Here is a 22,894-nt window from a genome sequence, read left to right as displayed (position 1 = left end):
GGACGGCGCGCCGGGCACCTCGACGACGGGGCGCGCTTCTGGCCGGGGCGGGCTGCCCTCGGCGACGGGTCAGGTCCGCCCGGCGCCGAGGGCTGCGCGGGTGAGCGTGGTGGCGGTGTGGACGGCGCTGGCGATGGCGTCCTCGGTGTCGAGGTGGAGCAGGTCGGTGAGGGTGAAGAGGGTCTCGGCGCTCATGACGACGGCGAGGTCCCGCTTCAGCTGGACCAGCGCGGCGGGGTCGGTGCCGGGGGCGTCCGTCACGGGGGTGAGCGCGTGGTCGATGAGCCCGATCCGCAAGGCGGGGCGGGTGGCGGCGGCCTCGGGGCGGGTGATGGTGGCCGCGATCATGGCGCGGGTGGCGCCCTGGTAGGCCACCACCTGCCGCAGCAGATGCTCCGTCGCGGCGGCGACGCGCTCCACGGGGTCGGTGGAGTCGGCAACCGCCCGGAGCGCCTGTTCCGGGGTGGGCCACTCGCCGGCCATCGACTCCTGGAGCAGGCTGGCCAGGTCGGGGAAGTAGCGGTAGGCGGTGGCCTCGGAGACCAGGGCCGCCTTGGCGACCTCGGGCATGGTCACCTCGCGCCCGCTGCGCATCAGCTCGACCGCGGCCGACACGATCGCCACGCGGGTGCGCAGCTTCTGGTTGGTGCGGCCTTGGGCGCTCTGGGGTGTCTTCGGTTCGGTCTCCTGCACAACCCCACCATAGCAAGTGGACTCCAATGATGAGAGAGCACTTGCATGAGCTCGTGCGACAGCTCTACAGTCATGAGAGTCAGCTCTCATGAAGGATCGGCCATGACACCAGACGTCTCCGTCGTCCCTCCCGCCGGCGGCGAAGTGATCGACCTCGGGCGGGCCCGGATCCGCATCCTGGAGGACGGCACCACCACCGCACACCGGCTCGGGATCGCCGAGATCACCATCCCCGCGCACACCGAAGGGCCGCCCCAACACCGGCACGCCCAGCACGACGAGGGCTTCTACGTTGTCTCCGGAACCGCCCGGTTCACCGTCGGCCACGACGTGCACGAGGCTCCCGCCGGAACGCTGGTCATGGTTCCCCCGGGCGCCCCGCACACCTTCGCCAACCCCGGCGACCAGCCCCTGGTCATGATCAACACCTTCACCCCGGACCTGTACGTCCAGTACTTCCGGGACCTGCGCGACATGATCGCCGGCGGCCGGGCGATGAGCCCGCAGAACATCGCCGACGTGATGGACCGCTACGCCACGACCACCGTCACCGGCGCCGCAGCCGACGCTGCCCCCCTGATCAGCGACAAGGAAGCCCATCCCATGACTGTCTCCGCCCCCACCAGCACGACCCGCAGCATCGACCTGCGCCACGGCCTCAGTGTCACCATTCAGGAGTTCGGCGAGAACCGCGACGGCACCGGCGTACTGATGCTGCACGGCGGCACCGGACCGCGCTCGATGGCCGGCTTCGCCGCCGGCATGTCCCAGCACGCCTACGTGGTCGTCCCGACGCACCCCGGCTTCGACGGCACGCCCCGCCCCGAGACCACCGACACCGTCGCCGACCTCGCCTCCGCCTACCTCGACCTGCTCGACGAACTCGGCCTCGACGGCGTGATGGTGGCCGGCAGCTCGGTCGGCGGCTGGATCGCCGCCGAAATGGGACTGCGCGACACCGGCGGCAGGATCAGCGCGTTGGTCCTGCTCGGCGCCACAGGAATCGCCCCCGAGCCCCCGCTGGCCATTGCCAACCCCGCGGACCTCGGCCCGGTCCGCACCGGCGAACTGGCCTTCCACAACCCCGCCCTGCGCCCGAACCCTGCCGCGCTCAGCGACGAGCAGAAGGCGGTCATGGTCGCCAACCAGCGCACCCTGGCCGTGTACGCCGGCGACCCGTTCTGCCACGATCCCAAGCTGCGCGGCCGCCTGCACCGCGTCACCGTCCCGGTTCTGGTGCTCGCCGGCGAGCAGGACGGCATCGTCCCCCTGGAGTACGAACGCGCGCTGGCTGACTCGTTCCCCCGTGCCACCTTCCGGCCGATCCCCGAGGCCGGGCACTTCCCCCACATCGAGCAGCCGGGCGCGGTGTTCGGCGCCATCGGCGACTTCGTGGCCACCGAGGTCAAGCCCGAAGGCAACTGACCGTCGACCTCCCTGACAGCTGCAGCCCCGCCCACTGGGCCGCGTGCGGCGGACCTTCGCCCAGCAGGTCGAGTGACCGACGTTCCGGTGCGGCTCGCCGGCGCTCGCTCCTGTGGGTGCGTCGTGTCGCCGACCGCACGAGCGGCTTCCTGGGGGTCGCGGCGCTCAGCCGGCATGTCCTGCCGTCGATGCGGGCGGCCGACTCCGGTCGCATCGTCAGCGTCACCAGGAACGGCGGGGCGCGAAGCGGGTTGTCCCGGGACCGGCGCCGGGACCTTCGACCGCTGAGATCCGGCCGGCGTCGTTGCTGTACGGCCGGCGCCTGGGTCAGGCCCGGATCACGGTGTCCGCGGCGAGGGCGGCTGCGGCGGCCCGCAGGTCGTTCAGTGCCGCGTGTGCGATCTCGGTGTACGGCTGCTGGTTCCCCGGCGTCGCCCAGCGCACGAAGGCGGTGCTGAAGGCGAGGACGCCCAGCGCGGCGGCCAGCTGTGCGGTGGTGTCGTCGACTCCGCGCGCTTGGAGTGCGTCGGCGACGGCGGAGCTGAGGCGGGCGCCTTTGAGGAGCTCGCGTTCCTGCAGTTCGCTGTGGGCGGCGATGACCGCTCGCCGTTGAACGGCGAGGTCGTGGCGGTCGGGAGTGAACCCGGGGGCAGCGGATTCCAGTGCCGCGGCGAGGCAGGCGCCGACCGTCGCCGAGGGTGCGGCAGCGCGGATCGCGTCGCTGAATCGGTCCGCCAGCATGTCCTGCTTGCCGAACACCACCTCTCGCTTGTCGGCGAAGTGCCGGAAGAACGTGCTCTTGGTCAGCCCCGCGCGGTCCGCGATCTCGGGGACGGTCGTGGCGTCGTAGCCGCGTTCGGCGAACAGCGTGAGCGCGGCGCGCTCCAGGCGTTCCCGCGCGTTCGGTTCCCATCTGGCCATGGCCACATCCTAAGTGATGGCACCGAGTCCCATCACACGCTATGGTGGAAGAAGTGACGGGACTAAGTCCCGTCACTTGCGCTCTCCTTCCCGCACCGCACTCACATAGGAGCCACCATGCGTGTCTTCGTCACCGGCGCGTCCGGTCACCTCGGCTCGGCGATCGTCCCCGAACTCCTCGCCGCCGGGCACGACGTCGTCGGTCTCGCGCGCTCCGACGCCGGCGCGGCGACCGTGACCGCGTACGGCGCGACCGCGCACCGCGGCGACCTCGCCGACCCCGGCGCGATCGCCAAGGCGGCCGCGGACTGCGACGGCGTGATCCACCTCGCCTTCAACCACGAACAGCTGCGCTCCGGAAATTTCCCCGCCGCCGTCGCCGCGGACCTCGCCCTCGTGCACGCGCTCGGTGACGCGCTCGCCGGCGCCGGCAAGCCGCTGGTCGCGGCGTCGGGCACGCTCGGCCTGGTCTCCGCAGGGCTGGGACGGCCCGGCACCGAGGAGGACGCCGGCGGCCCCGGCGGCCGCACCGACAACGAGAACGCCGTGCTCGCCCTGGCGGAGCGGGGCATCCGGGCCTCGGTCGTGCGCATCCCGCCCATCACCCACAGCACCCTGGACCGTGGCGGCTTCGCCAGGACCCTGATCGCCATCGCCCAGCGGACCGGCGTCGCCGGCTACCCGGGCGACGGCACGAACCGCTGGCCCGCAGGACACACCCTCGACGTCGGCCACCTCTTCTGTCTCGCACTCGCGAACGCACCCGCCGGCACCCGGTGGCACGCGGCCGGGGACGAAGGCATCGAGCTGCGCGAGATCGCCCAGAGCATCGGAGATCACCTGGGCGTACCCACGGCGAGCATCCCGGCCGACCGCCTACAGGCGCACTTCGGGTTCCTCGCGATGGTCATCGCCCTCGACAACCCGACGTCCACCACGGTGACTCGGCAGGTCCTTGGGTGGGAGCCGACCCACCAGGGCCTGCTCGCCGAGTTCGAGACCGGCGACTACTTCAAGGGGCTGTGATGAGCTACGGACCGCACAACCCCGACGTCACCTACGTCGAACACGGCGACGCGGGGGCGACGTTCGACACCGGCGAGGTGACGCTCAACTAGCCGACTTCGAGGTGTTCGCCGTGGACCTGCGCGGCCAAGGCCGTTCCACCCGCACACCGGGGCGCCACACCCGCGACAACATGGGCAACGACCTGGTCCGGTTCATCTCCGGACGCATCCGGCGCCCGGTCGTTGTCGCCGGCCTGTCCTCCGGCGGCGTCATCGCGGCCTGGCTGTCCGCGTACGCGCCGTCCGGCAGGCTCCGCAGGGCGTACTACGAGAACGCGCCGCTGTTCTCCTCGGAGATCCAGCCCGCCTACGGCCACGGCATGCACCAGGTCATCGGCCCGTGGTTCACCCTCATCAACAAGTACCTCGGCGACCAGTGGTCGGTCGGCGACCGGCGGGGCCCGAAGGAGGCGACGGCCCGCGAACTGCCGCCGGTACTGGCCCAGGGCCTGGCGCAGATGGCCGACTTCATGGGCGGGGAGGAACCGCCCCAGACCTGGAAGGAGTGCGACCCCGAGTGGGCCCGCGCCTTCGCCGGTGGCTCGGCCGGCGCCTCCTGCGACCACGCCCGCATGCTTGCGTCGGTGAAGGTCCCGGTCTTGTTCTCCCATCACTTCCGGAAGATCGACGAGGAGAGCGGCCGACTGCAGGGCGCCATCTCGGACCTCCAGGTCCGGCACGCGCGCGAGCTCATCACCCGGGCCGGGCAGCGGTTCGACTGCAAGTCGTTCCCGACGGCAGGTCACGTCATGCACCAGAGCGACCTGCAGACGTACGTCACGGTCCTGCGCGAGTGGATTTCCACACTCGACGCCTGACTTCGGTCAGGCGTGGTCAGGCGGCACCACAAGGACCCGCTCCGCACACCGATGCACACCGATGACTGTCACCAGGAACAGGGTCGAGCAGAGACAGGCGCGGCAACCGCGCTGGTGATCCTTGGTCGAAGGCGCCCAAGGATCACCAGCCGTGAAGCAGCGGGCCGGATTCTCCACAGCCCCTCGGGTTCACGCCGCACCGACCCGCGTCATCGCGCTGTCGGGGGCGCGAAGTTGTTGGGTGAGGACGAGGGCGGCGCGGTCCAGCGCCTGGTCGGCCCCGTCTCGGACCCCGGCGAAGGACTGGAACACGTGGGGGACGTCGGCGGTGATGTCGAGGATCACGTCGACTCCGCTTGCGCGGGCGGCCATGCGGGTGGAGTCGTCCAGAAGCACCTCGTCGTGGTGTTGCCTGGTCGTGGTGTTGCCCCCGCTACCCCGCGACCGGAGCGGCTGGGAAGGCGTGGTCGATGTTCTCCTCGACCCATGAGCGCAGCGCGTTGAGTGGGATCGCGGCGCTCTGGCCAAGGGGGGTGAGGGAGTACTCGACGTGCGGGGGGACGGCGGGGTAGACCGTGCGGTCGAGGATGCCGAACGCTTCGAGGCGGCGCAGTGTCTGGGTCAGCACCTTGGGGCTGACGCCCTGGAGCTTGCGCTGGAGCTCTCCGAATCGTTGGGGTCCGTTCTCGAGGGCGCCGATGGCGAGGGCTGACCACTTGTTGGCGAGCAGGTCGAGCAGGGTGCGGCAGGGGCATTGGGCTGCGTAGACGTCGTGGTGCGCGTGCTGGCCGCTGGGGCAGCTGGCTGTCATGCTCACTCTCCTCACCAAGCTACTTCCCAATGGGAAGTAATAGACCTTGAAGGTAACTATACCCCTGGGGATAGCGTCGTCGACGTCAGCGGGAAGGCCGCCAAGGGCCTTCCGCAGGGTGCTATTTCAGGAGATGACGTATGTCCGCAGACACGATGCGCGCGGTGGTGCAGGACGGTTTCGGCGGTCCGGAGGTGCTGCGGGTCCAGCAGGTGCCGCGCCCGGTGCCGCTGCCCACCGAGGTCCTGGTCCGCGTGCACGCCGCCGGTATCAACCCGGTCGACTGGAAGACCCGCGGCGGCACCGGCATGGCGGGCCTGCTGGGTGAGCCGCCGTTCACCCTGGGCTGGGACGTGTCGGGCGTGGTGGAGGAGGTCGGCTTCGGTGTGACCACCCTCAAGCCCGGCGACGCGGTCTACGGCATGCCGTGGTTCCCGCGCGTCGCGAACGGCTACGCCGAGTACGTGACCGGGCCGGCCCGCCAGTGGGCCCGCAAGCCGGCCACCGTCGACCACGTGCACGCCGCCGCCGTGCCGCTGGCGGCGCTGACCGCCTGGCAGGCCGTGGTCGACACCGCCAACGTGCGGGCCGGCCAGCGTGTCCTGGTCACCGCCGCGGCCGGCGGGGTCGGCCACTTCGCGGTCCAGTTCGCCCGGCACCTGGGCGCCCACGTGATCGCCACCGCCAGCGCTGCCCGCCACCCCTGGCTCAAGGAGCTCGGCGCCGACGAGACCATCGACTACACCACCACCCGCTTCGAGGACGCCGCCGCCGACGTCGACGTGGTCATCGATCTGGTGGGCGACGCCCACGACCAGACCAGCACCCGCTCGCTGAAGGTCCTGCGCGCCGGCGGCCTGCTGGTCGCGATCCCGCAGGGAGTCTCCCCGGAGCTGGCGCAGGCCGCCGAGGCGGCCGGCGTGCGGGTCACCCCGTTCCTGGTCGAGCCGGACGGTGCCGCGCTGACGACGATCGCCGACCTGATCGACGCCGGCGAGGTCGCCGTCGAGGTGGAGGAGACCTTCCCGCTCGAGCAGGCCGGCGCGGCCCACGCCCGCGGCGAGAACCTGCGCACCCGCGGCAAGCTCGTCTTGACCGTCACCAACTGAACTTCCCTGCAAGGACTTTGGAGCGACACCGTGTATTACGAGATCCGCCGCTACCAGGCAAAGCCCGGACGTCGGGCGGAGTGGGTGCGCTACATGGAGGACGTGGTCATCCCGTTCCAGGCCTCGCAGGGCATGGACGTGACCGCCTCCTTCGTCGACGATCAGGATGAGGACGGCTACGTCTGGATCCGCCGGTTCGAGGACGAGACCCAGAGCGAGGCCCTCAGTGCCGCGGTCTACCACCACGACCGCTGGAAGAACGAGATCGGCCCGGTCGTCCACAGCCTGCTGATTCCCGAGAAGTCCGTCGTCACCCGCGTGGTCCCTACCCCCGCCTCGCCACTGCAGTGAGGGCGGACCCGACCACTGCGACCGCAGAACAGCAAAGGAAATCCCGAGCGTGAGCACTGACACACTTTCGACCTCGTCCCCCGCCTCCTCGATCACTCAGGCCGCCGCCAACGCACTCGTCGACGCGGTGCACACGGTCGCCGCCCGGCTCGGCTTCCCGGCGGCGGTCGCCGTCACCGATCAGGGCGGCCACCTGAAGGCGTTCGACCGCGCCGACGACGCGCCCTTCCTCACCGCCGAGGTGGCCGTCGACAAGGCCTGGACCGCGGCCGCGTTCCACACCCCCACCCACACGTGGAACGGGTACCTGGCCGATCCCCAGGTCGCGCCGCTGGCGGGCCACCCGCGCCTGATGGCGGTCGGCGGCGGCTACCCGATCCTCGTGGACGGCCGGTGCGTCGGGGGCCTGGGAATCTCCGGCGGCAGCTACGAGCAGGACCAGCAGGCCGCCGAGGAGGCCCTGACCGCCCTCGGCTTCACCCAGCCCGCGCTCTAGCCGCCCGCCGGTCGGGCTCCGTCCTCGCCCGCGTGTTCGCCTCCGATCGAGCGGTACGGTCAACGGGAGGCGGACACGCGGGCGGTGAGGCTCCGCAGGATCCGCATGGACTCGCGGTCGTCCTCGGGCGACAGTCCCATCGCGTCACCGATGGCCTCGGGGTCGGCGCGGGCCCGGCTTCGCAGGTCGCCGCCCTCGTCGGTGAAGGAGTCACCCCGCGACGGTGGACTTCGACCTTCCAAGTCGGCGAGAAGATCGCGTAGCGCCGTGCACACTCGCTGACCTTCGTCCGGCCGAGTATCTCAGCCGCCTCGACCACTTCGTCGACGGTCATACCGAACCGGAGCGGTCCGACGCCGACAGTCGGCGAATAGGACCACTCGTCCCGTTCGACGACTTTGAAATCGGCTCCGGTCTTGAACGCCATAGTCGCTCCTCTGGAGACACCTGAGACTTGCCGCCGCCCATCACGTCAATCGCCGACCAGAAGGCTGCCGGGTGCCGCCGAACTCGCGAAGATCACTCAACGCGAGCCCCATCTGGGCTCGGCCGCGAATACGCGACACCTGAATATGCGAGCTCACCAGCCCCCCGGACCAAGCTCTGGTCGACTGATCGACGCAGACGCCCCACCCCGGTCGGCGCACCACCCCCCACGCCCGCAAGGTGATCCCGCTGCGGGAACGCCCTGCTCCTTGATGGCGAGCCAAGAGCCGAGCCTGTGATCATCGGTGATGAGGTGGGTGACGCGGCACTATGTGCAAAGGGGCAGTCGACGGCGGTCGAGGCCGACGTGGAGGTGGCGATGAGAGTCGTGTTCGTGCACGGGGCGTGCGTGCGGGACGGGCAGTGGTGGTGGCACCGTACCGCCGAGCTGCTGCAGGAGCGGGGGGTGCCGAGCGTGGCCCCGGCGCTGCCGAGCTGCGGCGAGGCGGGCCTGCCCGGCGGCGTCGGCGGTCCGGGGCTGCCCGAGGATGTCGCCGCGGTACGGCAGGTGCTGCAGGCCGGCGACGAACCGACCGTCGTGGTCGCCCACAGCTACGGTGGTGTCGTCACCGCGGAAGCCGCTGCGGGAATCGGGTCGGTGCGTCACCTGCTGCTGGTCTCCAGCTACCTGCCCGAGGTCGGGCAGAGCCTGTCGGAGTTCGGGGACGGCAGCCCCGCCCCGTTCCTCGACGTCGATCCCGACGCCGGCACGTTCGGGGTCCGCCCAGAGCTGCTCGTGGACACGTTCCTACAGGACTGCGACCCCGAGGTCCAGGCGCAGGCGGCGGACCACCTCGCCCGGCAGAGCGTGCAGGTGACCGGGCAGCCGGTCGGGGCGGCCGCATGGCGGCAGTTGCCCTCGACGTACCTCGTCTGCGCTCAGGACCGGGGCACCCCGCCGCGGCTGCAGCGCGAGTTCGCCCGCCGGGCCGGAAGTGTCGTCGAGCTCGACGCCGGCCACCACCCGTTCCTGTCCCATCCTGCAGCGGTCCTGGACCTGCTGCTGAGCCTGTGACGGCAGCCGCGGACGAGCCGGGCCGGCGATCCGGGGGCCAGGAGGCCGTCGTGAGCGCCGCGGAAGAACTGCTGTCGGGGGCATACCCGGCCGCCGGCCTCGCCCTTCCGCATCACAACGGCCGGACCGAAGGCGTCGACACCCGCACCAAACGGATCGTGAGGCAGATGCACGGGCGTGCCGGGTTCGCCCTTCTCCGCCACCGAATCCTCCTGCAGTGATCGCCACATAGCGCCACCACCGATTACGGGACGGAGCCGAATTCCATGACACTCCCGCCCGGAGCAGGCGCGTCGACCGGGCGGGGTGGGTCGGCAAGGGAGTCAAGGCTGGCCCGGGTCGTTGGGGTGGGGTTCGAGGACGGTCACGGTGAGGGTCATCCACGGGCGTAGCGGGAGCGTTTCGAGGACCTCGTCGTGCAGCTCGTGCTCGTCGGTGGCGCGCCAGATGCCGATGCTGCGCAGTTCGCCGACCGGGCGCCAGAGGCGGGCCAGGTGGCCGGCGGCGGCGAGTTCGCGGGCGCGGACGGCTTCGGCGGCCCCTCGGCGGTGGACTTCGTCGGGGGTGGTGCCTTCGGGCACGGTGGTGGTGATCTCGACCAGGAATTCGCGCATCGGGACTCCTCGGTGGGCGCCCCGGCGAGGGGCCGGGGTGTTGTGGGGGTGTGCCGTGGTTCCGGAGCACCGGCGTGACCTCATGGTGCGTCGGGCTCAGGGGGGGATGCCACGACAGGTGTCCTCGTTGCTGGTAGGCGTGGCCTCCTACCGGCCGTACCATCGGGGCGTGGAGCTGCGCCAGCTGCGGTACTTCGTCGCGGTCGCCGAGGAGCTGAATTTCGGGCGGGCCGCGGCCCGGCTGCTGATCGCCGGCCCGTCCCTGTCCCAGCAGATCAAGGTACTCGAACGCGATCTCGGGGTGCGACTGTTCGACCGCGACCGGCGCTCGGTGGCCCTCACTTCGGACGGCGCCGCGCTGCTGCCCCACGTGCGCGCCCTGCTGGAGCGGGCCGACGACCTCCAGCGCCGGGCCGGGCGGCTGTCCGGGTCGAAGCCGGTCCGGCTGGGGTACGTGAACTGGCTGCCGTCCGACCTGGCCGCCCGTACGTCCGCGGTGGCTCGGGTGCACGTCGACGCGTGGGTGGCGCCCTCACACGCCCAGGCGGCCCGGGTCGCCGACGGCGGTCTGGACCTTGCGGTGTGCTGGGTGCGGGAGGAGGACCTGGAGCGGCTGGGCCTGGTGGCGCGGCTGGTCGGTGCCGACCGGCTCTACGCCGTGTCGGCGGGGGCCGCCACCGGCGCCGTGCCCGCCCGGGACACCGTCGTGCTCCTCGACGAGGACGTCACCTCGTGGGCGTCCTGGAACGTCTATGCCGAGGAGCTGGCCCGCGCCACGGGCGCACGGGCCGAGCGCATCTCGGACGGCGGCGTCACCGGCCCCGCGTTCTTCGACCATGTCCGCCGGATCGGCCGACCGGTCGTCAACACCCCCAAGGGCCAGACCGCTGCGCTGCCGCCGGACCTGGTTCGGCGCCCGGTGGTGGCACCGGAGGTCCACTGGACGTGGTCGCTGGTCCGGCGTGCCGACGAGGTCCGCCCGGCGGTGCTCGCGGTGGTCGACGCGCTCTGTGACGGTGTCGGGGACCTCGGCCTGCACGGCGCGCAGGCGTGGCTGCCAGCCGGGGACCCCTACCGGCGCTGAAGCGCTGACCAGGCCTGGAAGGCCGGGCCTTCCAGCAGGGAGGAAGCCGGTCCCGGCGCCGGGCCGGTTCGGCGTTGCCTCGCATGTGGTGGCCTGCCTACCGTCGAGGAGTCGACCGGCGGCCCGAGCCGTGGTCGGGAAGACCCCACTCCACCGCCGTGCCCCGCGCGGCCACATTCAGGAGGAATGTCATGAGCATGATCCAGCAGGCGAAGGTCGCCGTCATCACCGGTGCATCGCAGGGCATCGGCGCCGGCCTCGTCGACGCCTACCGCAAGCTCGGCCACGCCGTCGTCGCCACCTCACGCACCATCGTCCCCGTCGATGACGCCGGCGTGCTGACCGTCCCCGGTGACATCGCCGACCCCGCCACCGCCGAACGCGTCATCACCGCCGCCGTCGAGCGCTTCGGCCGGGTCGACACCCTGGTCAACAACGCGGGCGTCTTCATCGCCAAGCCGTTCACCGACTACACCCCCGAGGACTACGCCACCGCGACCGGCGTCAACCTCACCGGCTTCTTCCACCTCACCCAGCTGGCCCTCGGCCAGATGCTCGCCCAGGGCGGCGGACACATCGTCACCATCACCACCAGCCTGGTCGACAACGCCGACGCCCGCGTCCCCTCCGTCCTCGCCTCGCTGACCAAGGGCGGGCTGCAAGCCGCCACCAAGTCCCTCGCCATCGAGTACGCCACCCGCGGCATCCGCGCCAACGCCGTCTCCCCCGGAACCATCCGCACCCCCATGCACGCCGAGGAGACCCACGAGTTCCTCGCCGCCCTGCACCCCGTCGGCCGACTGGGCGAAATCGACGACATCGTCGACGCGGTCGTCTACCTGGAGAACGCGCCGTTCGTCACCGGCGAGATCCTCCACGTGGACGGCGGCATGAGCGCCGGCCACTGAACCCTCCGCCCCCGAACACCGAGGAGCACGTGATGCACGACAGCACGACGGACGAGCGAACCATCCTGCGCGGCGTCCTCGACCGGTGGAAGGCCGCGGTCGACGGACACGAACCCGAGCTGGTCGCAGCCGAGTTCACCGAGGATGCGGTCTTCCAGGGGCTGCACCCGTACAGCGTCGGACGCAAGGGCGTCGCCGAGTACTACGACTCCCAACCCCTGGGCCTGGCCGCCGAGTACCGGATCCTGGAGACCAGACGCCCGGCCGAGGGTCTTGTCCTCGGGTACCTGTCCGTGGACTTCTCGTTCACCGACCGGCCGACGACCAGCGTGTACCTCGGCGTCCTGCTGACCCGGACGACCGACGACTGGGCGATCATGCACTACCAGGTCTCCCGGCTGAGCGACGGCACCTGACGAGCGCCGCGGCAGGCCCGACGGCGGCCCACGTCGGCCAGGTGCCCGGCTACTCCAGCGAGGACTACACCGCCGCCGCCGGTCGTCGCACGGTGTCCGTCTTCACGACCACCGTCTTCGGCCTGGCCGAGCCGCAGGCCGCCGCCGCTCACCAGGCTCTGGTCGACACCGCGGTCTGCGCGATGCTCGGCAAGCCCGTTCCCGCGAGCCCGCCCCCCCGGCCGGCTCGCTGACCCTTGGTTGTGGCGCTCGTCGTCGGTCACCTACGGGCTGTTCCTGGTCTCCCCGCGTGTGCGCTCGTAGTGGCGGGCGACCCTGACCCGGTTGCCGCACACGTTGGCCGCGCACCAGGTCCTCCGCTTGGTCGCGGCGAGGAACAGCATCGAGCAGGACGGATTCGCGCATCGACGCAGGGTGGCCAGTCGCGCGGGCGAGGCGAGCAGTTCGATGGTCTCGGCTGCGACGGCGGCGAGGGCGGCGTTGCCGCCCTGCTCGGTGTGCCAGCGGGTCTGGGTGGTGATGCCGGCCTCGGTCCTGACGATGCGCGGGCTCGTGGGCACGGCCGCCGCGGCCGCGTTGATGTCCTCGATGGAGGTGTCCTGAGGGGGTCGGCCGGCCAGGTGGGAGTCGAGTACGTCACGGACCGCGGCCCGAAGCGCCCGGGTGGCCTCAGGGGTGGGGGTGGGTGCCTCGGGCAGCCGTGGCGCCTGCAACGTCCACCAGGTGGCGCTGGTCGCCGGTGAGTCGATCAGATCGACCGGCGGTTGGGCGGCGAGCATCAGGGTGTCCGCCAGGTCCAGGGCGGCCAAGGGTTCGCCGCCCATGGGGAAGCCGGCGCGCTGCATGTCCTCAAGCCGAGGCCGTGTCGTCATGCACTCCATGTTACCCATTAGTTTGCTCTGCCTTCCTGTCCGCCAGTCGCAGTGACAGCCATGGCTCTAATGGATTGCAGCGGCTGCTTGCCATTAGTGAACTAATGGATATAGCCTTCCATTAGGCATTAGGCCAACCTGGCCGGCCTTCACCTGGTGTGTGAAGAGCCGACGGCTTCATCCGGCAGGCGCCTCCGTCCGCCATCGATCAGGCCTGATGACACGGCTCATCCGGGCCGGCGGGGGACATCGGGATGGCAAGAACAAAGGAACGCAACATGTCCAACAACCGCATCGACGTCGTACTCGTGCACGGCGCCTGGGCTGACGGATCGAGCTGGGGCAAGGTGATCGGCCCGTTGAAGTCCGACGGCATCAACGTCGTCGCGGCGCCCCTGCCGCTGACCTCCCTGACCGACGACGTCGCGGCGCTCAAGCGCGTTCTGGAGCGGCTCGACGGCCCGGTCGTCCTGGTCGGCCACGCGTACGGCGGCGCGGTCATCGCGGCGACACACGACCCGAAGATCGCCTCGTCCGTCTACGTCGCGGCACTCGCGCCCGACGGGGGAGAGTCCGCAGGCGACGTCTTCCACCGCACTCAGCCGCACCCGAGAACGCCGACGCTGGAGCCCGACCCCCACGGGCTGGTATGGCTGCCCGCCGAGGCCTTCGCCGACGCCTTCGCGCAGCACGCCTCCGCCGAGGAACAGGCGATCCTGGCCGCCGCGCAGCGGCCCATCGCCCTGCCCTGTATCGGCGCCCCGATCGAGCGGCCTTCGTGGAAGGACCGACCGAGCTGGTTCCTGATCGCCGAGGACGACCGCATGATCGCCCCGGAAACGCAGCGCTTCACGGCCGAGCGGATGGGCGCCCACGCCCGCACCCGCCCGGTCGACCACACGCCGCAGGTCACCGCCGCCCAGGACGTCGTGGACATCGTCCTCGACGCCGTGCGCGACGTGGTGACGACCGCGCACCCGGCCCACAGCAGCTGACCGGCAACCCGAGGGCGGGCACGAGGTGGCGACCACCGCGCAGCGGCCCGTCTAGAACCGACACCCCGGAAAGGGCACACCATGACCCCGATCACCTACCGCAGCACCGACGTGAACGGCCTGAAGGTCTTCTACCGCGAAGCAGGGCCGTCGGACGCCCCGAAGCTGCTGCTCCTGCACGGTTTCCCCAGCGCCGGCCACATGTTCCGGGACCTGATCCCGCACCTGGCCGACCGCTTCCACGTCGTCGCACCCGACCTGCCCGGTTTCGGGCAGTCCGACATGCCGGAGCGGGACAGCTTCGCCTACACCTTCGAAGCCCTCACGGACGTCATCGAAGGCTTCACCGACGCAGTGGGCTTCGACCGGTACGCGCTCTACGTGTTCGACTACGGCGCCCCGACCGGGTTCCGGCTGGCCCTGCGGCGACCGGAACGGATCGCCGCCATCGTCACGCAGAACGGGAACGCCTACCAGGAAGGGCTGAGTGACGGCTGGAACCCCATCCGCGCGTACTGGAAGGAGCCCACCCCGGCCAACCGCGACGCGCTCCGCACCCTGCTCCAGCCCGAGACGACGGTGTGGCAGTACACCCACGGCGTCACCGACCCGACCGCGCTCTCACCCGACGGTTACACCCTCGACAACCACTACCTCGCCCGCCCGGGCGCACACGAGATCCAGCTGGACCTCTTCCTCGACTACGCGAGCAACGTGCGGCTCTATCCCGCGTTCCAGGAGTACTTCCGCACCCACCGGCCGCCACTCCTGGCCGTCTGGGGCCGCAACGACCCGTTCTTCCTGCCCGCCGGGGCCGAAGCGTTCAAGCGCGACATCCCCGATGCCGACGTCCGCCTGCTGGACACCGGCCACTTCGCGCTCGAGACGCACGCGAGTGAGATCGCCGCGGCCATCCGCGGATTCCTCACGAACTGACCATCACGGCCCAAGCCAGGCCGGCGGCCACCAGAACACGGACGCGGCCGCCGGCCCACGCCACCCCGATGGCACCCGTCGACGCGCGGGACGGTACAAGCTCTTGCACCGTTCCGCGCGCCGGATCGCACCGCGCCGCCCACGAAGGCGCTGACCACCACCCGCCCGCCTGGGCGACCCGGGCGCTATGACCCCGCACCGGGTCCCGCCGTCGTTCCGGGCCACGGGCGGAACTGCGGGCCGTAGGTGCCGGTGCCGTCGGGCAGGGGGATCTCCATGAGCTGGACGGCGGGTTCCTCCAGCGCGCGCATCGCGTCCACGGCGGCATCCAGGGGGCCGTCGTCACCCGTGGCCCAGGCGTCCTGGAGGCCGTGGAGCATGTTCGTGAACGTCTCGTCGAACTGCTGGAGCAGCCGTTGAACCTCGGTGGACGGGGAGGGCCAGCCGCCTGCGGGGACCGTACCCATCGGACGGGCGTCGGGGAACGGGATGGGCTCGCCGCTGAACTCCCAGCTCCCGTCCGCCTGTCGCAGTCGTCGTTCGTGGTAGATCTCGCCGAACGCGTAGTAGTGGGCGGGCGCATCCTGGGCGAACGGTGCGTCGGGTGAGGCAGAGGTCCCCTCGCCCTGCTCCCTGATGGTTTCGATCGACTGCTCGACGTCGTCGAGGTTCGTCACCGGCGTCAGGGTGTTCGGGCGGATCTGCCGTCCGAGCTGGCGTTCTGTCGAGAGGTCGGGGCGGACGTCGTGGAACGCGTCCAGTAGCGCGGCGTAGAACGCGCCGATGGTCGCCGGCCCGGCCTCTCGCGTGAGCGGAGTCTCGGGAGTCTCGATGCCCATCAGGACCTCGCGTACGTACTGTTTGGTGAGCCCGGAGAGGTACACGGTCAGCTCGCCGCGCACGCCACCGGGCAGCGGACCAGGGTAGGAGGGGAGCGCGTCGGCGATCCGAGGGGTCCCGCCCACCGCCACGAGCAGGTTGCAGGCCAGTCCCATGTGGTACATCTCGTCGTCGATGATGCTTCGGATGAGCGTGGCGGGCTCGCTCGTACGCTCCTTGACGGACCACCAGGCACACAGGTACGGCGGGATCGTGGCCAGTTCCAGCTCCACCGCGATCTGCAGCGCGTGCCTGATCCAGCTGTCGTCGCGACGGCCGTGCGGGACCTCCAACAGGCGGGCGACGGATCCGGTGCCGCCGTTCGGGAGTGCTTGACGGGTCGCCGCGTGTACTGGAGTTCCCAGGACCACCGGGCCTGCCGCGGCCAGTGTGGCCGACTTGAGGAACCCCCGGCGGCCCAGCGAGGGCATACGTCGGCTGTCTGTACTCTCGGCCGGATCGACCACGCCTGATTCCCGTTCGCCAGTGGCAGGCTCCGCTCGGACGAGGAGCCCAGCCCGGATGTCGCATCGGGTGGCGAAGCTACCAGGAGCGCGGACGCGGTTCCGGACTTGTCACCGGGTGGCGCGTGTGCGCCACCCGGGCGGAGTAGACGACCGCGCGGAGTCGGCGAACACCGGACGGCCGGACAGCGGGGAAGGGCGGGTGCGACGACGGTGGGCATCGTGACGGCCTGCAGCTCCGGATGCCCCGCGTCGCGGTCTTCGCTGCGGCGCAGGGTGCTCCGAGGATCTCGCTCGAAACAATTTCCGAAAATCACCAGTCTGTGCTGGAACTCGGCTGAGCCATGGGCCGACTGATGTGACGGACGCCGTCGACCGGCGGCGTCCGTCACGACGGAGGGATGGACCATGCCGCAGCAGGGCCACGGCTTCCGGTACCGCCGCAGAAGACCGGCCGTGCGACGGACACCGGGAGCAGCGGAATGACCCGCGCCGTGGAGGTCAACTCGCCGCAGAACATGGACCGTTGGAGCCTGGTCGCGGTGGCCGGGATGTTGTCCTTCGTGGCGATGCTCGATATGAACATCGTCAATCTCGCCCTCCCCGATCTCTCGCGCAGCTTCGGTGTCTCCGCCGAGGCCGCGCAGTGGGCGGTGCTCGGCTACCAACTCCCGGTGGTGGCCCTGCTGCTGCCCGCCGGGCGCTGGCTCGACCAGGTGGGGACTCGCCCTGCCCTGATGTTCGCCGTGGGCGGCTTCGCCCTGTGCAGCGCGGCAGCCGCGGTCTCCCCGTGGGCCGTCTGGCTGATCACCGCCCGGCTGGCCCAAGGGGCGTTCGGGGCCGTCCTGTTCGTCCTGATGCCGGTGCTCGCCGCCCGTTCGGTACGGCCCGAGCTGCGCGGGCGCGCGATGAGCGTGCCGGCCACCCTCGGACCGCTCGGAGCGGTCGCCGGACCGGCGGTGGGCGGACTGCTGCTCGACCACCTCGGCTGGCGGGCCATCTTCCTCGTCAAGCTTCCGGTCTGCGTGGCCGCCCTGCTGATCGCCCGTCGGAACGCACCGCCCGGCGGGCGGCTGCGCCTGCCCGACCGGCCCTCGCTCGGTGACGCCGGCCTGGTCGGCGGCGCCGTCGCAGCGCTCCTGCTGGCACTGACCCTCTCCCCGGGCTCGCCCGCCTGGCTGCTGCTGGCCGTCCCGGCCGTCCCGCTGACCGCCCTGTGGCTGAGAAGGCCCGGCGGGAGGCCCGTCAGCTCGACGCTGCGGGACTCCCGGACGTACGGGGTCAACGGAGCCGTCCTCGCTCTGGCGGCGGGATTCGCCGCGATGCGTTACGTGCTCGCCCTGCACCTGCAGCTGGACGATGCGGTGAGCGCCACCGCCACCGGGCTGACCACGCTCTGCTTCCCACTCGGGATGGGCCTGGCCGGGCCGCTCGGCGGACGGCTCGCGGACCGGTTCGGGGCCCGGCCGCTCGCCACCGCCGGCGCCACCGTGACCGCCCTCGGCCTACTGCTGCTCGTCCCGCTGGACGCCGGCTGGTCCCTGGCCGACATCGCGTGGCGGTTGGCTCTGGCCGGTGTCGGCATGGGCCTGTACGGCGGGCCCGTCCAGTCGCTGGTGATGACCGCCGCACCACCGGACCGGATCGCCACCGCGGGGTCGGCCGTCCAGCTCGCCCGCAGCCTCGGCTTCACCCTCGGGCCCGCGCTCGCCACCGCCGCCTGGGGCTTGGGCGGGGCCGGCATCGGCGGCGTACGGGCCGGACTGGGACTCGCCGCAGCCGCCGCATGCGTGGCCGCACTCCTGCTCGCCGTCCACGGCCGACGGACCGCCGGCCTCGCACAGACCGACTGACTGCACGCCACCTCAAGGAGAGCATCCGATGTGCGGAATCACCGGCTGGGTGTCGTTCCACCAGGACGCCCGCACCCAGGCCCCGGTCGTCGAGGCGATGACCGCCACCATGGCCCGCCGGGGCCCCGACGCCGACGGAGTCTGGCTCGGCGCGCACGCCGCGCTCGGCCACCGCAGGCTGTCCGTCATTGACCTCACGGGCGGAGCGCAGCCGATGGCCGACCCGTCCGGTGTCGTGCTCAGCTTCAGCGGCGAGGTCTACAACCACCACCAGCTGCGCGCCGAACTGCTCCGCCTCGGCCACGAGTTCCGCACCCGCAGCGACACCGAGGTGGTCCTGCGCGCCTACCAGGAGTGGGGCGAAGGCCTCGTCGACCGGCTGGAGGGCATGTACGCCTACGCGATCTGGGACGAGCGCAGCGAGCAACTCCTGCTGGTGCGCGATCGGTTGGGTGTCAAGCCGCTGTTCTGGGCCGAGATCGACGGCGGCCTCGCCTTCGGCTCCGAGCCGAAGGCGCTCTTCGCCCACCCCGAGCTGAGCCCCCGGGTCGACGCGGCCGGGCTGCGCGAGGCGTACAGCCTCCTGTTCAACACCGGGCCCACCGTGTGGGCCGGCGTCCGCGAGGTCCAGCCGGGCGGGCTGCTCACCATCGGCCGCGACGGCGTGCGCGAGCGACTGTACTGGCAGCTGTTGGCCCGCCCGCACGAGCACGACCGGGCCGCCACCGTCGAACAGGTACGCTCCCTGGTGAACCGGGCCGCACGAGCCCAACTGGAGGCGGACGTACCGCTGTGCAGCCTGCTCTCCGGCGGGCTCGACTCCACCGTCATCACCGCGCTCGTCGCCGACGAACTGCGACTCAGCGAAGGGCCGCAGGCCCGCCTGCGCTCCTACGCCGTCGACTACAGCGATCAGGCCGAGCAGTTCACCGGCGACATCCTGCGCACCGGCCACGACACCCCGTACGCCGCCGAGGCCGGGGAGTTCATCGGCACCGAACACTCCACCGTCGTCCTCGACCCGCGTGCACTGCTCGATCCCGAGCACCGCAGGGCCGTGGTCGTCGCCCGGGACTCGCCGATCGGCGTCGGCGACATGGACACCTCGCTCTACCTGCTCTTCGGACGGATCAGCGAGCATTCCACCGTCGCGCTCTCCGGCGAGGCCGCCGACGAGGTCTTCGGCGGCTACCCGTGGTTCCACAACCCGAAAGCACTCGCGGCGCAGGCCTTCCCCTGGCTGCTGGTCACCGGCGACGACGCCGCGGTGCCGCTTCACCCGGACCTCGCCGCCACCCTGCGCATCGGTGAGTTCCGCGCCGACACCTACCGCGACGCGCTCGCCGCCGTCCCCCACCTGGACGGCGAGAACCCCGTCGAGCACCGCCAACGCGAGATGCAGCACCTCTCCCTGACCCGCTGGCTACGCCAACTCCTGCACCGCAAGGACCGGCTCAGCATGGCCCAGGGCCTGGAGGTCAGGGTGCCCTACTGCGACCACCGCCTCGTCGAGTACGCCTTCAACACCCCCTGGTCCATCAAGAGTCACGACGGACGCGAGAAGAGCCTGCTGCGCGCCACCGGCACCGGCATCGCGCCGGAGTCCGTCCTGTGGCGGCCCAAGAACCACTACCCCGCCACCCACCACCCCGAGTACAACAGCGGCCTCCAGCAGCTGGCCCGCGAGGTCCTGCCCACGGTGAAGGACCTGGTCGACGAGAGCCGGATCAAGCCCGGCCTGGACACCCCGGCCGACCAGCTCCAGTGGGGCCACCGGCTGCGCCTGGAGCGAGTGGTCGACCTCGCCCTGTGGCTGGACCACTACCGCCCGGCCATCACTCTCTGATACCCCACCCGTCCCCGAAGGAAGACCGGCATGACCCAGTCCGAGCAGAACCCGCCCGCCGCACCCCGCTGCCCCGTCACCGGCGCCACCGCCGACGAGCCGATACCGCTTTACGGAAGCGCCTACAAGAGCGACCCCTACGACCTCTACCGCGAGATGCGCGAGGCCGGCCCCGTGCACCGGGTTCGCTTCCCCAGCGGCATAGCCGCCTGGCTGGTCACCGGCTACGAAGCCGCGCAGCAGACGCTGGGCGACCCGCGCCTGGGCAAGAACCACTCACTCGGCAACGACAACTGGCGCAAGCTCGCCTCGATCATGCCCGAGCCCCAGCACTCCCAGCTCCAGGTCCACCTGCTCCACCAGGACCCGCCCAAGCACACCGGCATGCGCCGCCTCGTCCTCGACGCCTTCGCACCCCGCCGCATCGAGGCCCTGCGCCCCCGCTTCCAGGAGATCGCCGACGCCCTGGTGGACGATCTTCCGGGCGAGGGCGGCGCCGACCTGGTCCAGGGCTTCGCCGCACACTTCCCGTTCCGGGTACTTGCCGAAGTCATCGGCCTGCCTGAAGGGTTGGCCCGCCGCTTCGACCGCGACTGGGGCAAGGTCGTCCAACCGGTCGGTCCCCAGGACCCTGGCCGACCCGCCTACGAGGGCCGGCTCCGCGCCCTGCAGACGTACATCGCCGACGTGGTCGCCCACAAGCACGAGCACTGGCAGGACGACCTGCTCAGCCGGCTCGTCGTGGCCAAGGACCGAAAGGAGCTCAGCCAGGAAGAACTCGACTCCATGATCTTCCAGCTGCTCGTCGCCGGCCAGGAGCCCGTCACCAACCAGATCAGCACCATGCTGATCACCCTGCTGCGCCACCCCGACGAGCTCGCCCGCCTGCGCGACGAACCCGCGCTGCTGCCCCGGGCCGTCGAGGAACTGATGCGCTACGACAGTGCGTTCGAGTTGACCACCTGGCGGTTCTTCGCCGAGGACAGCGACCTGCACGGCACCCGTATCCCGGCCGGGGACTCGGTGATCGTCTCGCTCTGCGCGGCCAACCGCGACCGCGAGCAGTTCCCCGACGCCGACACGCTCGACCTCGACCGCACGCCCAACTCCCATCTGGCCTTCGGACACGGCATTCACTTCTGCCCCGGCGCCGCCCTGGCCCGCGCCGAACTCCAGATCGCCATCGGCACCCTGCTCGCGCGCCTGCCCGGCCTGCGGCCTGCCACCGACCTCGACGAGCTCGAGTGGATCCCCGCCGTCCTCGCCCGCGGCGTCAACCAGCTGCCCGTCAGCTACGACAAGCGCACCTGACACACCTCTGAATCCCTGACCACGCGCCCCGACATCAGCGCCGGGGCGCTATCCCGCCATGCCCTCGTGGAGGACCGCATGCCGCCCGTCGGCACCAGACCATCACCCCGGCCATCCGTCGAACACACCTGCGCCGCCATCCTGGAGCTGCTCCTGCCCTACCGCCGCGCCGCCGACCCCGATGCTCCGGCGCCCGTCTCCGCGTTCCCGATCCAGCTCCGGCAGCTCGCCGGGTTCGTCGCCGCCGGCGACCAGATCGTGTTCACCCTGCCCGGCTTCCCCTGCAAGTCACCCAGCCCCGCCAAAGTCCTCGGACACCTCCCCGACGAGGGCGAGCGCCTCTCCCTCACCTTCCTCAACGAGCTCTGCGCGGCGGTCCACCAGGTGTACCCGCCCGGCGCGCGGATGGTGATCTGCTCGGACGGGCACATCTTCGGCGACCTGATCCGCGTTCCGGACCACCACATCGACGCCTACTCCGACGAACTGGCCGCGATGATCGACCGCGAACACCTGCGCCACCTCTCGGTGTTCGACCTGCGCGACGTCCTCGGCGACCTCCCCTACGACGAGAAGCGCGCCCGGGTGCACGCCCAGTACGCGCCCACCGTCGAGGAGCTGCGCGCGGAGGTCAAGGCGGACGACGCCGCCCTGGCCCTCTACCTGGGCATCACCCGCTTCCTGACCGACGACACCGTCGACTTCGAGGGCACCCGATCCGCCCTCCAGCGCGAGTGCAGGCAGCGCGCCTACGGCGTCATCCAGCGAAGCCGGGCCTGGGGCGACCTGATCGCCGAACGACACCCCCGCTCGGTCCGGCTGTCCATCCACCCCCAGCGGCGCGGCGCCGCCAAGTTCGGCATCCGACTGCTCGACACCAAGGACGCCTGGACCACCCCCTGGCACTCCGTCGTCGTCCACCGCCCCGACGGAGTCTGGGAGTTGATGCGGCGCAGCGAGGCCGAACGGCTCGGCCGCACCGTGCTGCGTGACGGCCGCCCCAGTCACGTCGAGACCTCGTAGGCCTCCGGCGGCCCGGGGTCCACCTACGGGTGGCCCCCGGGCTCACACCGGATCGGCGACCGGACCGCTCGCAGCTCCCGCTGATGCGCGGTGGTCGAAAGCGATCAGCGGGTCACCGGTGAGCGGATGCTCGACCACCGCCGCCCGCACCCCGAACACCTTCTCCAGCAGCTCAGGGTGACCTTGACGGGGTAGCCGGCAACCGTGGACGTGCTCGCCCCGACCGTCGTCGCCGCACCGCCCGACTCGGTGCTGCTGCCGCAGCCCGTGGCGAGGAGGGCAACCGCGGCGGCCACGCCGCACAACGCGCGAGAACGCATGGAACCCTCCTGGTGATCCGGGTACATCGGAGCTCGCTGATACGGGCCCGGACCAGGTAGTCGTCCGAACCACCGACCCAGTTCCCACGCCGAGCGAATGGGTTCGGCTCCACCCCGGCCGGGACCGGCGGACCGCCGGAAACCAGCCACCGACGCGGTCCCGCCGGTGCGCGGCAGCTGG

The 22,894-nt window shown here is 71.3% G+C and carries 26 protein-coding genes and 2 pseudogenes; 19 read left to right on the top strand and 9 right to left on the bottom strand.

The features are described from left to right. Positions 1–69: 69 nt before the first annotated feature. On the bottom strand, positions 70–693 hold the full coding sequence (locus ABZW30_RS28530; protein ID WP_355674066.1) for a TetR/AcrR family transcriptional regulator: 624 nt from the start codon (positions 691–693) through the stop codon (positions 70–72). A 102-nt stretch (positions 694–795) separates the two neighbouring features. Here ABZW30_RS28530 and ABZW30_RS28525 point away from each other — a divergent pair. After that, positions 796–1,200, top strand: a pseudogene (locus ABZW30_RS28525) (cupin domain-containing protein); the annotation flags it as partial. Then, positions 1,189–2,118 carry an alpha/beta hydrolase gene (locus ABZW30_RS28520; protein WP_355674079.1) on the top strand — a complete coding sequence of 310 codons (930 nt, stop codon included), beginning with the start codon at positions 1,189–1,191 and terminating at the stop codon, positions 2,116–2,118. The pseudogene ABZW30_RS28525 and the gene ABZW30_RS28520, both read left to right, overlap by 12 nt. Positions 2,119–2,445: 327 nt before the next feature. On the opposite strand, the gene ABZW30_RS28515 is transcribed toward ABZW30_RS28520, so the two are convergent. Beyond that, on the bottom strand, positions 2,446–3,039 hold the full coding sequence (locus tag ABZW30_RS28515; RefSeq protein WP_355674065.1) for a helix-turn-helix domain-containing protein: 594 nt from the start codon (positions 3,037–3,039) through the stop codon (positions 2,446–2,448). A 117-nt stretch (positions 3,040–3,156) separates the two neighbouring features. Here ABZW30_RS28515 and ABZW30_RS28510 point away from each other — a divergent pair, with 117 nt between their 5' ends. Together ABZW30_RS28510 and ABZW30_RS28505 are read left to right on the top strand one after the other, a co-directional pair. Continuing rightward, positions 3,157–4,065, top strand: a complete 909-nt coding sequence (locus tag ABZW30_RS28510) for an SDR family oxidoreductase (RefSeq protein ID WP_355674064.1) — start codon at positions 3,157–3,159, stop codon at positions 4,063–4,065. A gap of 103 nt (positions 4,066–4,168) precedes the next feature. Beyond that, positions 4,169–4,924, top strand: coding sequence for an alpha/beta hydrolase (locus ABZW30_RS28505; RefSeq protein WP_355674063.1), 756 nt, complete (start codon positions 4,169–4,171; stop codon positions 4,922–4,924). Between the two features lie 189 nt (positions 4,925–5,113). Here the strand turns inward: ABZW30_RS28505 and ABZW30_RS28500 are convergent, their stop codons facing one another. Both ABZW30_RS28500 and ABZW30_RS28495 read right to left on the bottom strand, forming a co-directional pair. Beyond that, entirely contained in the window at positions 5,114–5,320 is a 207-nt protein-coding gene (locus ABZW30_RS28500; RefSeq protein WP_355674062.1) for a hypothetical protein, read from the bottom strand. Between the two features lie 37 nt (positions 5,321–5,357). Then, positions 5,358–5,735 (bottom strand): helix-turn-helix domain-containing protein, encoded by a 378-nt coding sequence (locus tag ABZW30_RS28495; protein WP_355674061.1) that lies wholly within the window; start codon positions 5,733–5,735, stop codon positions 5,358–5,360. A 140-nt stretch (positions 5,736–5,875) separates the two neighbouring features. Here ABZW30_RS28495 and ABZW30_RS28490 point away from each other — a divergent pair, with 140 nt between their 5' ends. From ABZW30_RS28490 to ABZW30_RS28480, 3 genes are read left to right on the top strand one after another with little or no spacing between them, the layout of a single operon-like run. Next, positions 5,876–6,844, top strand: coding sequence for an NADP-dependent oxidoreductase (locus tag ABZW30_RS28490; RefSeq protein WP_355674060.1), 969 nt, complete (start codon positions 5,876–5,878; stop codon positions 6,842–6,844). Positions 6,845–6,874: 30 nt separating this feature from the next. After that, a complete protein-coding gene (locus ABZW30_RS28485) occupies positions 6,875–7,195 on the top strand; it encodes an NIPSNAP family protein (RefSeq protein ID WP_355674059.1) in 321 nt (106 codons plus the stop codon). 49 nt (positions 7,196–7,244) lie between these two features. Then, positions 7,245–7,691 carry a heme-binding protein gene (locus ABZW30_RS28480; protein WP_355674058.1) on the top strand — a complete coding sequence of 149 codons (447 nt, stop codon included), beginning with the start codon at positions 7,245–7,247 and terminating at the stop codon, positions 7,689–7,691. Positions 7,692–7,750: 59 nt separating this feature from the next. Here ABZW30_RS28480 and ABZW30_RS28475 read toward each other — a convergent pair whose 3' ends face one another. Beyond that, complete coding sequence (locus tag ABZW30_RS28475; protein WP_355674057.1) at positions 7,751–7,933, bottom strand: hypothetical protein; 183 nt, start codon at positions 7,931–7,933, stop codon at positions 7,751–7,753. A gap of 563 nt (positions 7,934–8,496) precedes the next feature. Here ABZW30_RS28475 and ABZW30_RS28470 point away from each other — a divergent pair. Continuing rightward, positions 8,497–9,192, top strand: a complete 696-nt coding sequence (locus ABZW30_RS28470) for an alpha/beta hydrolase (protein ID WP_355674056.1) — start codon at positions 8,497–8,499, stop codon at positions 9,190–9,192. Between the two features lie 50 nt (positions 9,193–9,242). Then, positions 9,243–9,413: a hypothetical protein gene (locus ABZW30_RS28465; protein ID WP_355674080.1), complete on the top strand. Its 171-nt coding sequence runs from the start codon at positions 9,243–9,245 to the stop codon at positions 9,411–9,413. A 102-nt stretch (positions 9,414–9,515) separates the two neighbouring features. Here the strand turns inward: ABZW30_RS28465 and ABZW30_RS28460 are convergent, their stop codons facing one another. Continuing rightward, positions 9,516–9,806, bottom strand: a complete 291-nt coding sequence (locus tag ABZW30_RS28460) for a muconolactone Delta-isomerase family protein (protein WP_355674055.1) — start codon at positions 9,804–9,806, stop codon at positions 9,516–9,518. A 169-nt stretch (positions 9,807–9,975) separates the two neighbouring features. On the opposite strand from ABZW30_RS28460, the gene ABZW30_RS28455 reads away from it, so the two are divergent. The 4 genes from ABZW30_RS28455 (at position 9,976) to ABZW30_RS28440 (ending at position 12,447) form a co-directional block, all read left to right on the top strand. After that, on the top strand, positions 9,976–10,890 hold the full coding sequence (locus tag ABZW30_RS28455; protein ID WP_355674054.1) for a LysR family transcriptional regulator: 915 nt from the start codon (positions 9,976–9,978) through the stop codon (positions 10,888–10,890). A gap of 191 nt (positions 10,891–11,081) precedes the next feature. Continuing rightward, positions 11,082–11,798, top strand: coding sequence for an SDR family oxidoreductase (locus ABZW30_RS28450; RefSeq protein WP_355674053.1), 717 nt, complete (start codon positions 11,082–11,084; stop codon positions 11,796–11,798). 32 nt (positions 11,799–11,830) lie between these two features. After that, on the top strand, positions 11,831–12,214 hold the full coding sequence (locus ABZW30_RS28445; RefSeq protein ID WP_355674052.1) for a hypothetical protein: 384 nt from the start codon (positions 11,831–11,833) through the stop codon (positions 12,212–12,214). Positions 12,215–12,255: 41 nt separating this feature from the next. Next, on the top strand, positions 12,256–12,447 hold the full coding sequence (locus ABZW30_RS28440; protein WP_355674051.1) for a hypothetical protein: 192 nt from the start codon (positions 12,256–12,258) through the stop codon (positions 12,445–12,447). A 30-nt stretch (positions 12,448–12,477) separates the two neighbouring features. Here the strand turns inward: ABZW30_RS28440 and ABZW30_RS28435 are convergent, their stop codons facing one another. After that, entirely contained in the window at positions 12,478–13,086 is a 609-nt protein-coding gene (locus ABZW30_RS28435) for an ABATE domain-containing protein (protein ID WP_355674050.1), read from the bottom strand. Between the two features lie 278 nt (positions 13,087–13,364). Here ABZW30_RS28435 and ABZW30_RS28430 point away from each other — a divergent pair, with 278 nt between their 5' ends. Together ABZW30_RS28430 and ABZW30_RS28425 are read left to right on the top strand one after the other, a co-directional pair. Then, positions 13,365–14,081 (top strand): alpha/beta hydrolase, encoded by a 717-nt coding sequence (locus tag ABZW30_RS28430; protein WP_355674049.1) that lies wholly within the window; start codon positions 13,365–13,367, stop codon positions 14,079–14,081. A gap of 81 nt (positions 14,082–14,162) precedes the next feature. Continuing rightward, on the top strand, positions 14,163–15,017 hold the full coding sequence (locus tag ABZW30_RS28425; protein ID WP_355674048.1) for an alpha/beta hydrolase: 855 nt from the start codon (positions 14,163–14,165) through the stop codon (positions 15,015–15,017). Between the two features lie 185 nt (positions 15,018–15,202). On the opposite strand, the gene ABZW30_RS28420 is transcribed toward ABZW30_RS28425, so the two are convergent. After that, positions 15,203–16,327 (bottom strand): ferritin-like protein, encoded by a 1,125-nt coding sequence (locus ABZW30_RS28420; RefSeq protein ID WP_355674047.1) that lies wholly within the window; start codon positions 16,325–16,327, stop codon positions 15,203–15,205. A 515-nt stretch (positions 16,328–16,842) separates the two neighbouring features. Here ABZW30_RS28420 and ABZW30_RS28415 point away from each other — a divergent pair. The 4 genes from ABZW30_RS28415 to ABZW30_RS28400 all read left to right on the top strand — a co-directional run bounded on the left by ABZW30_RS28415 (position 16,843) and on the right by ABZW30_RS28400 (position 22,393). After that, a complete protein-coding gene (locus ABZW30_RS28415) occupies positions 16,843–18,213 on the top strand; it encodes an MFS transporter (RefSeq protein WP_355674046.1) in 1,371 nt (456 codons plus the stop codon). A gap of 28 nt (positions 18,214–18,241) precedes the next feature. Further along, on the top strand, positions 18,242–20,059 hold the full coding sequence (asnB, locus tag ABZW30_RS28410) for an asparagine synthase (glutamine-hydrolyzing) (RefSeq protein WP_355674045.1): 1,818 nt from the start codon (positions 18,242–18,244) through the stop codon (positions 20,057–20,059). Positions 20,060–20,089: 30 nt separating this feature from the next. Continuing rightward, positions 20,090–21,370 (top strand): cytochrome P450, encoded by a 1,281-nt coding sequence (locus ABZW30_RS28405; protein WP_355674044.1) that lies wholly within the window; start codon positions 20,090–20,092, stop codon positions 21,368–21,370. Between the two features lie 78 nt (positions 21,371–21,448). Then, entirely contained in the window at positions 21,449–22,393 is a 945-nt protein-coding gene (locus tag ABZW30_RS28400; protein WP_355674043.1) for an isocyanide synthase family protein, read from the top strand. Between the two features lie 42 nt (positions 22,394–22,435). Here ABZW30_RS28400 and ABZW30_RS28395 read toward each other — a convergent pair. After that, a pseudogene (locus tag ABZW30_RS28395) lies at positions 22,436–22,570 on the bottom strand (ABC transporter ATP-binding protein); the annotation flags it as partial. Between the last annotated feature and the right edge of the window lie 324 nt (positions 22,571–22,894).

Source organism: Kitasatospora sp. NPDC004669 (genome assembly GCF_040609455.1).
GTDB lineage: Bacteria > Actinomycetota > Actinomycetes > Streptomycetales > Streptomycetaceae > Kitasatospora.
This window is presented reverse-complemented; position numbering and strand designations above follow the sequence as displayed.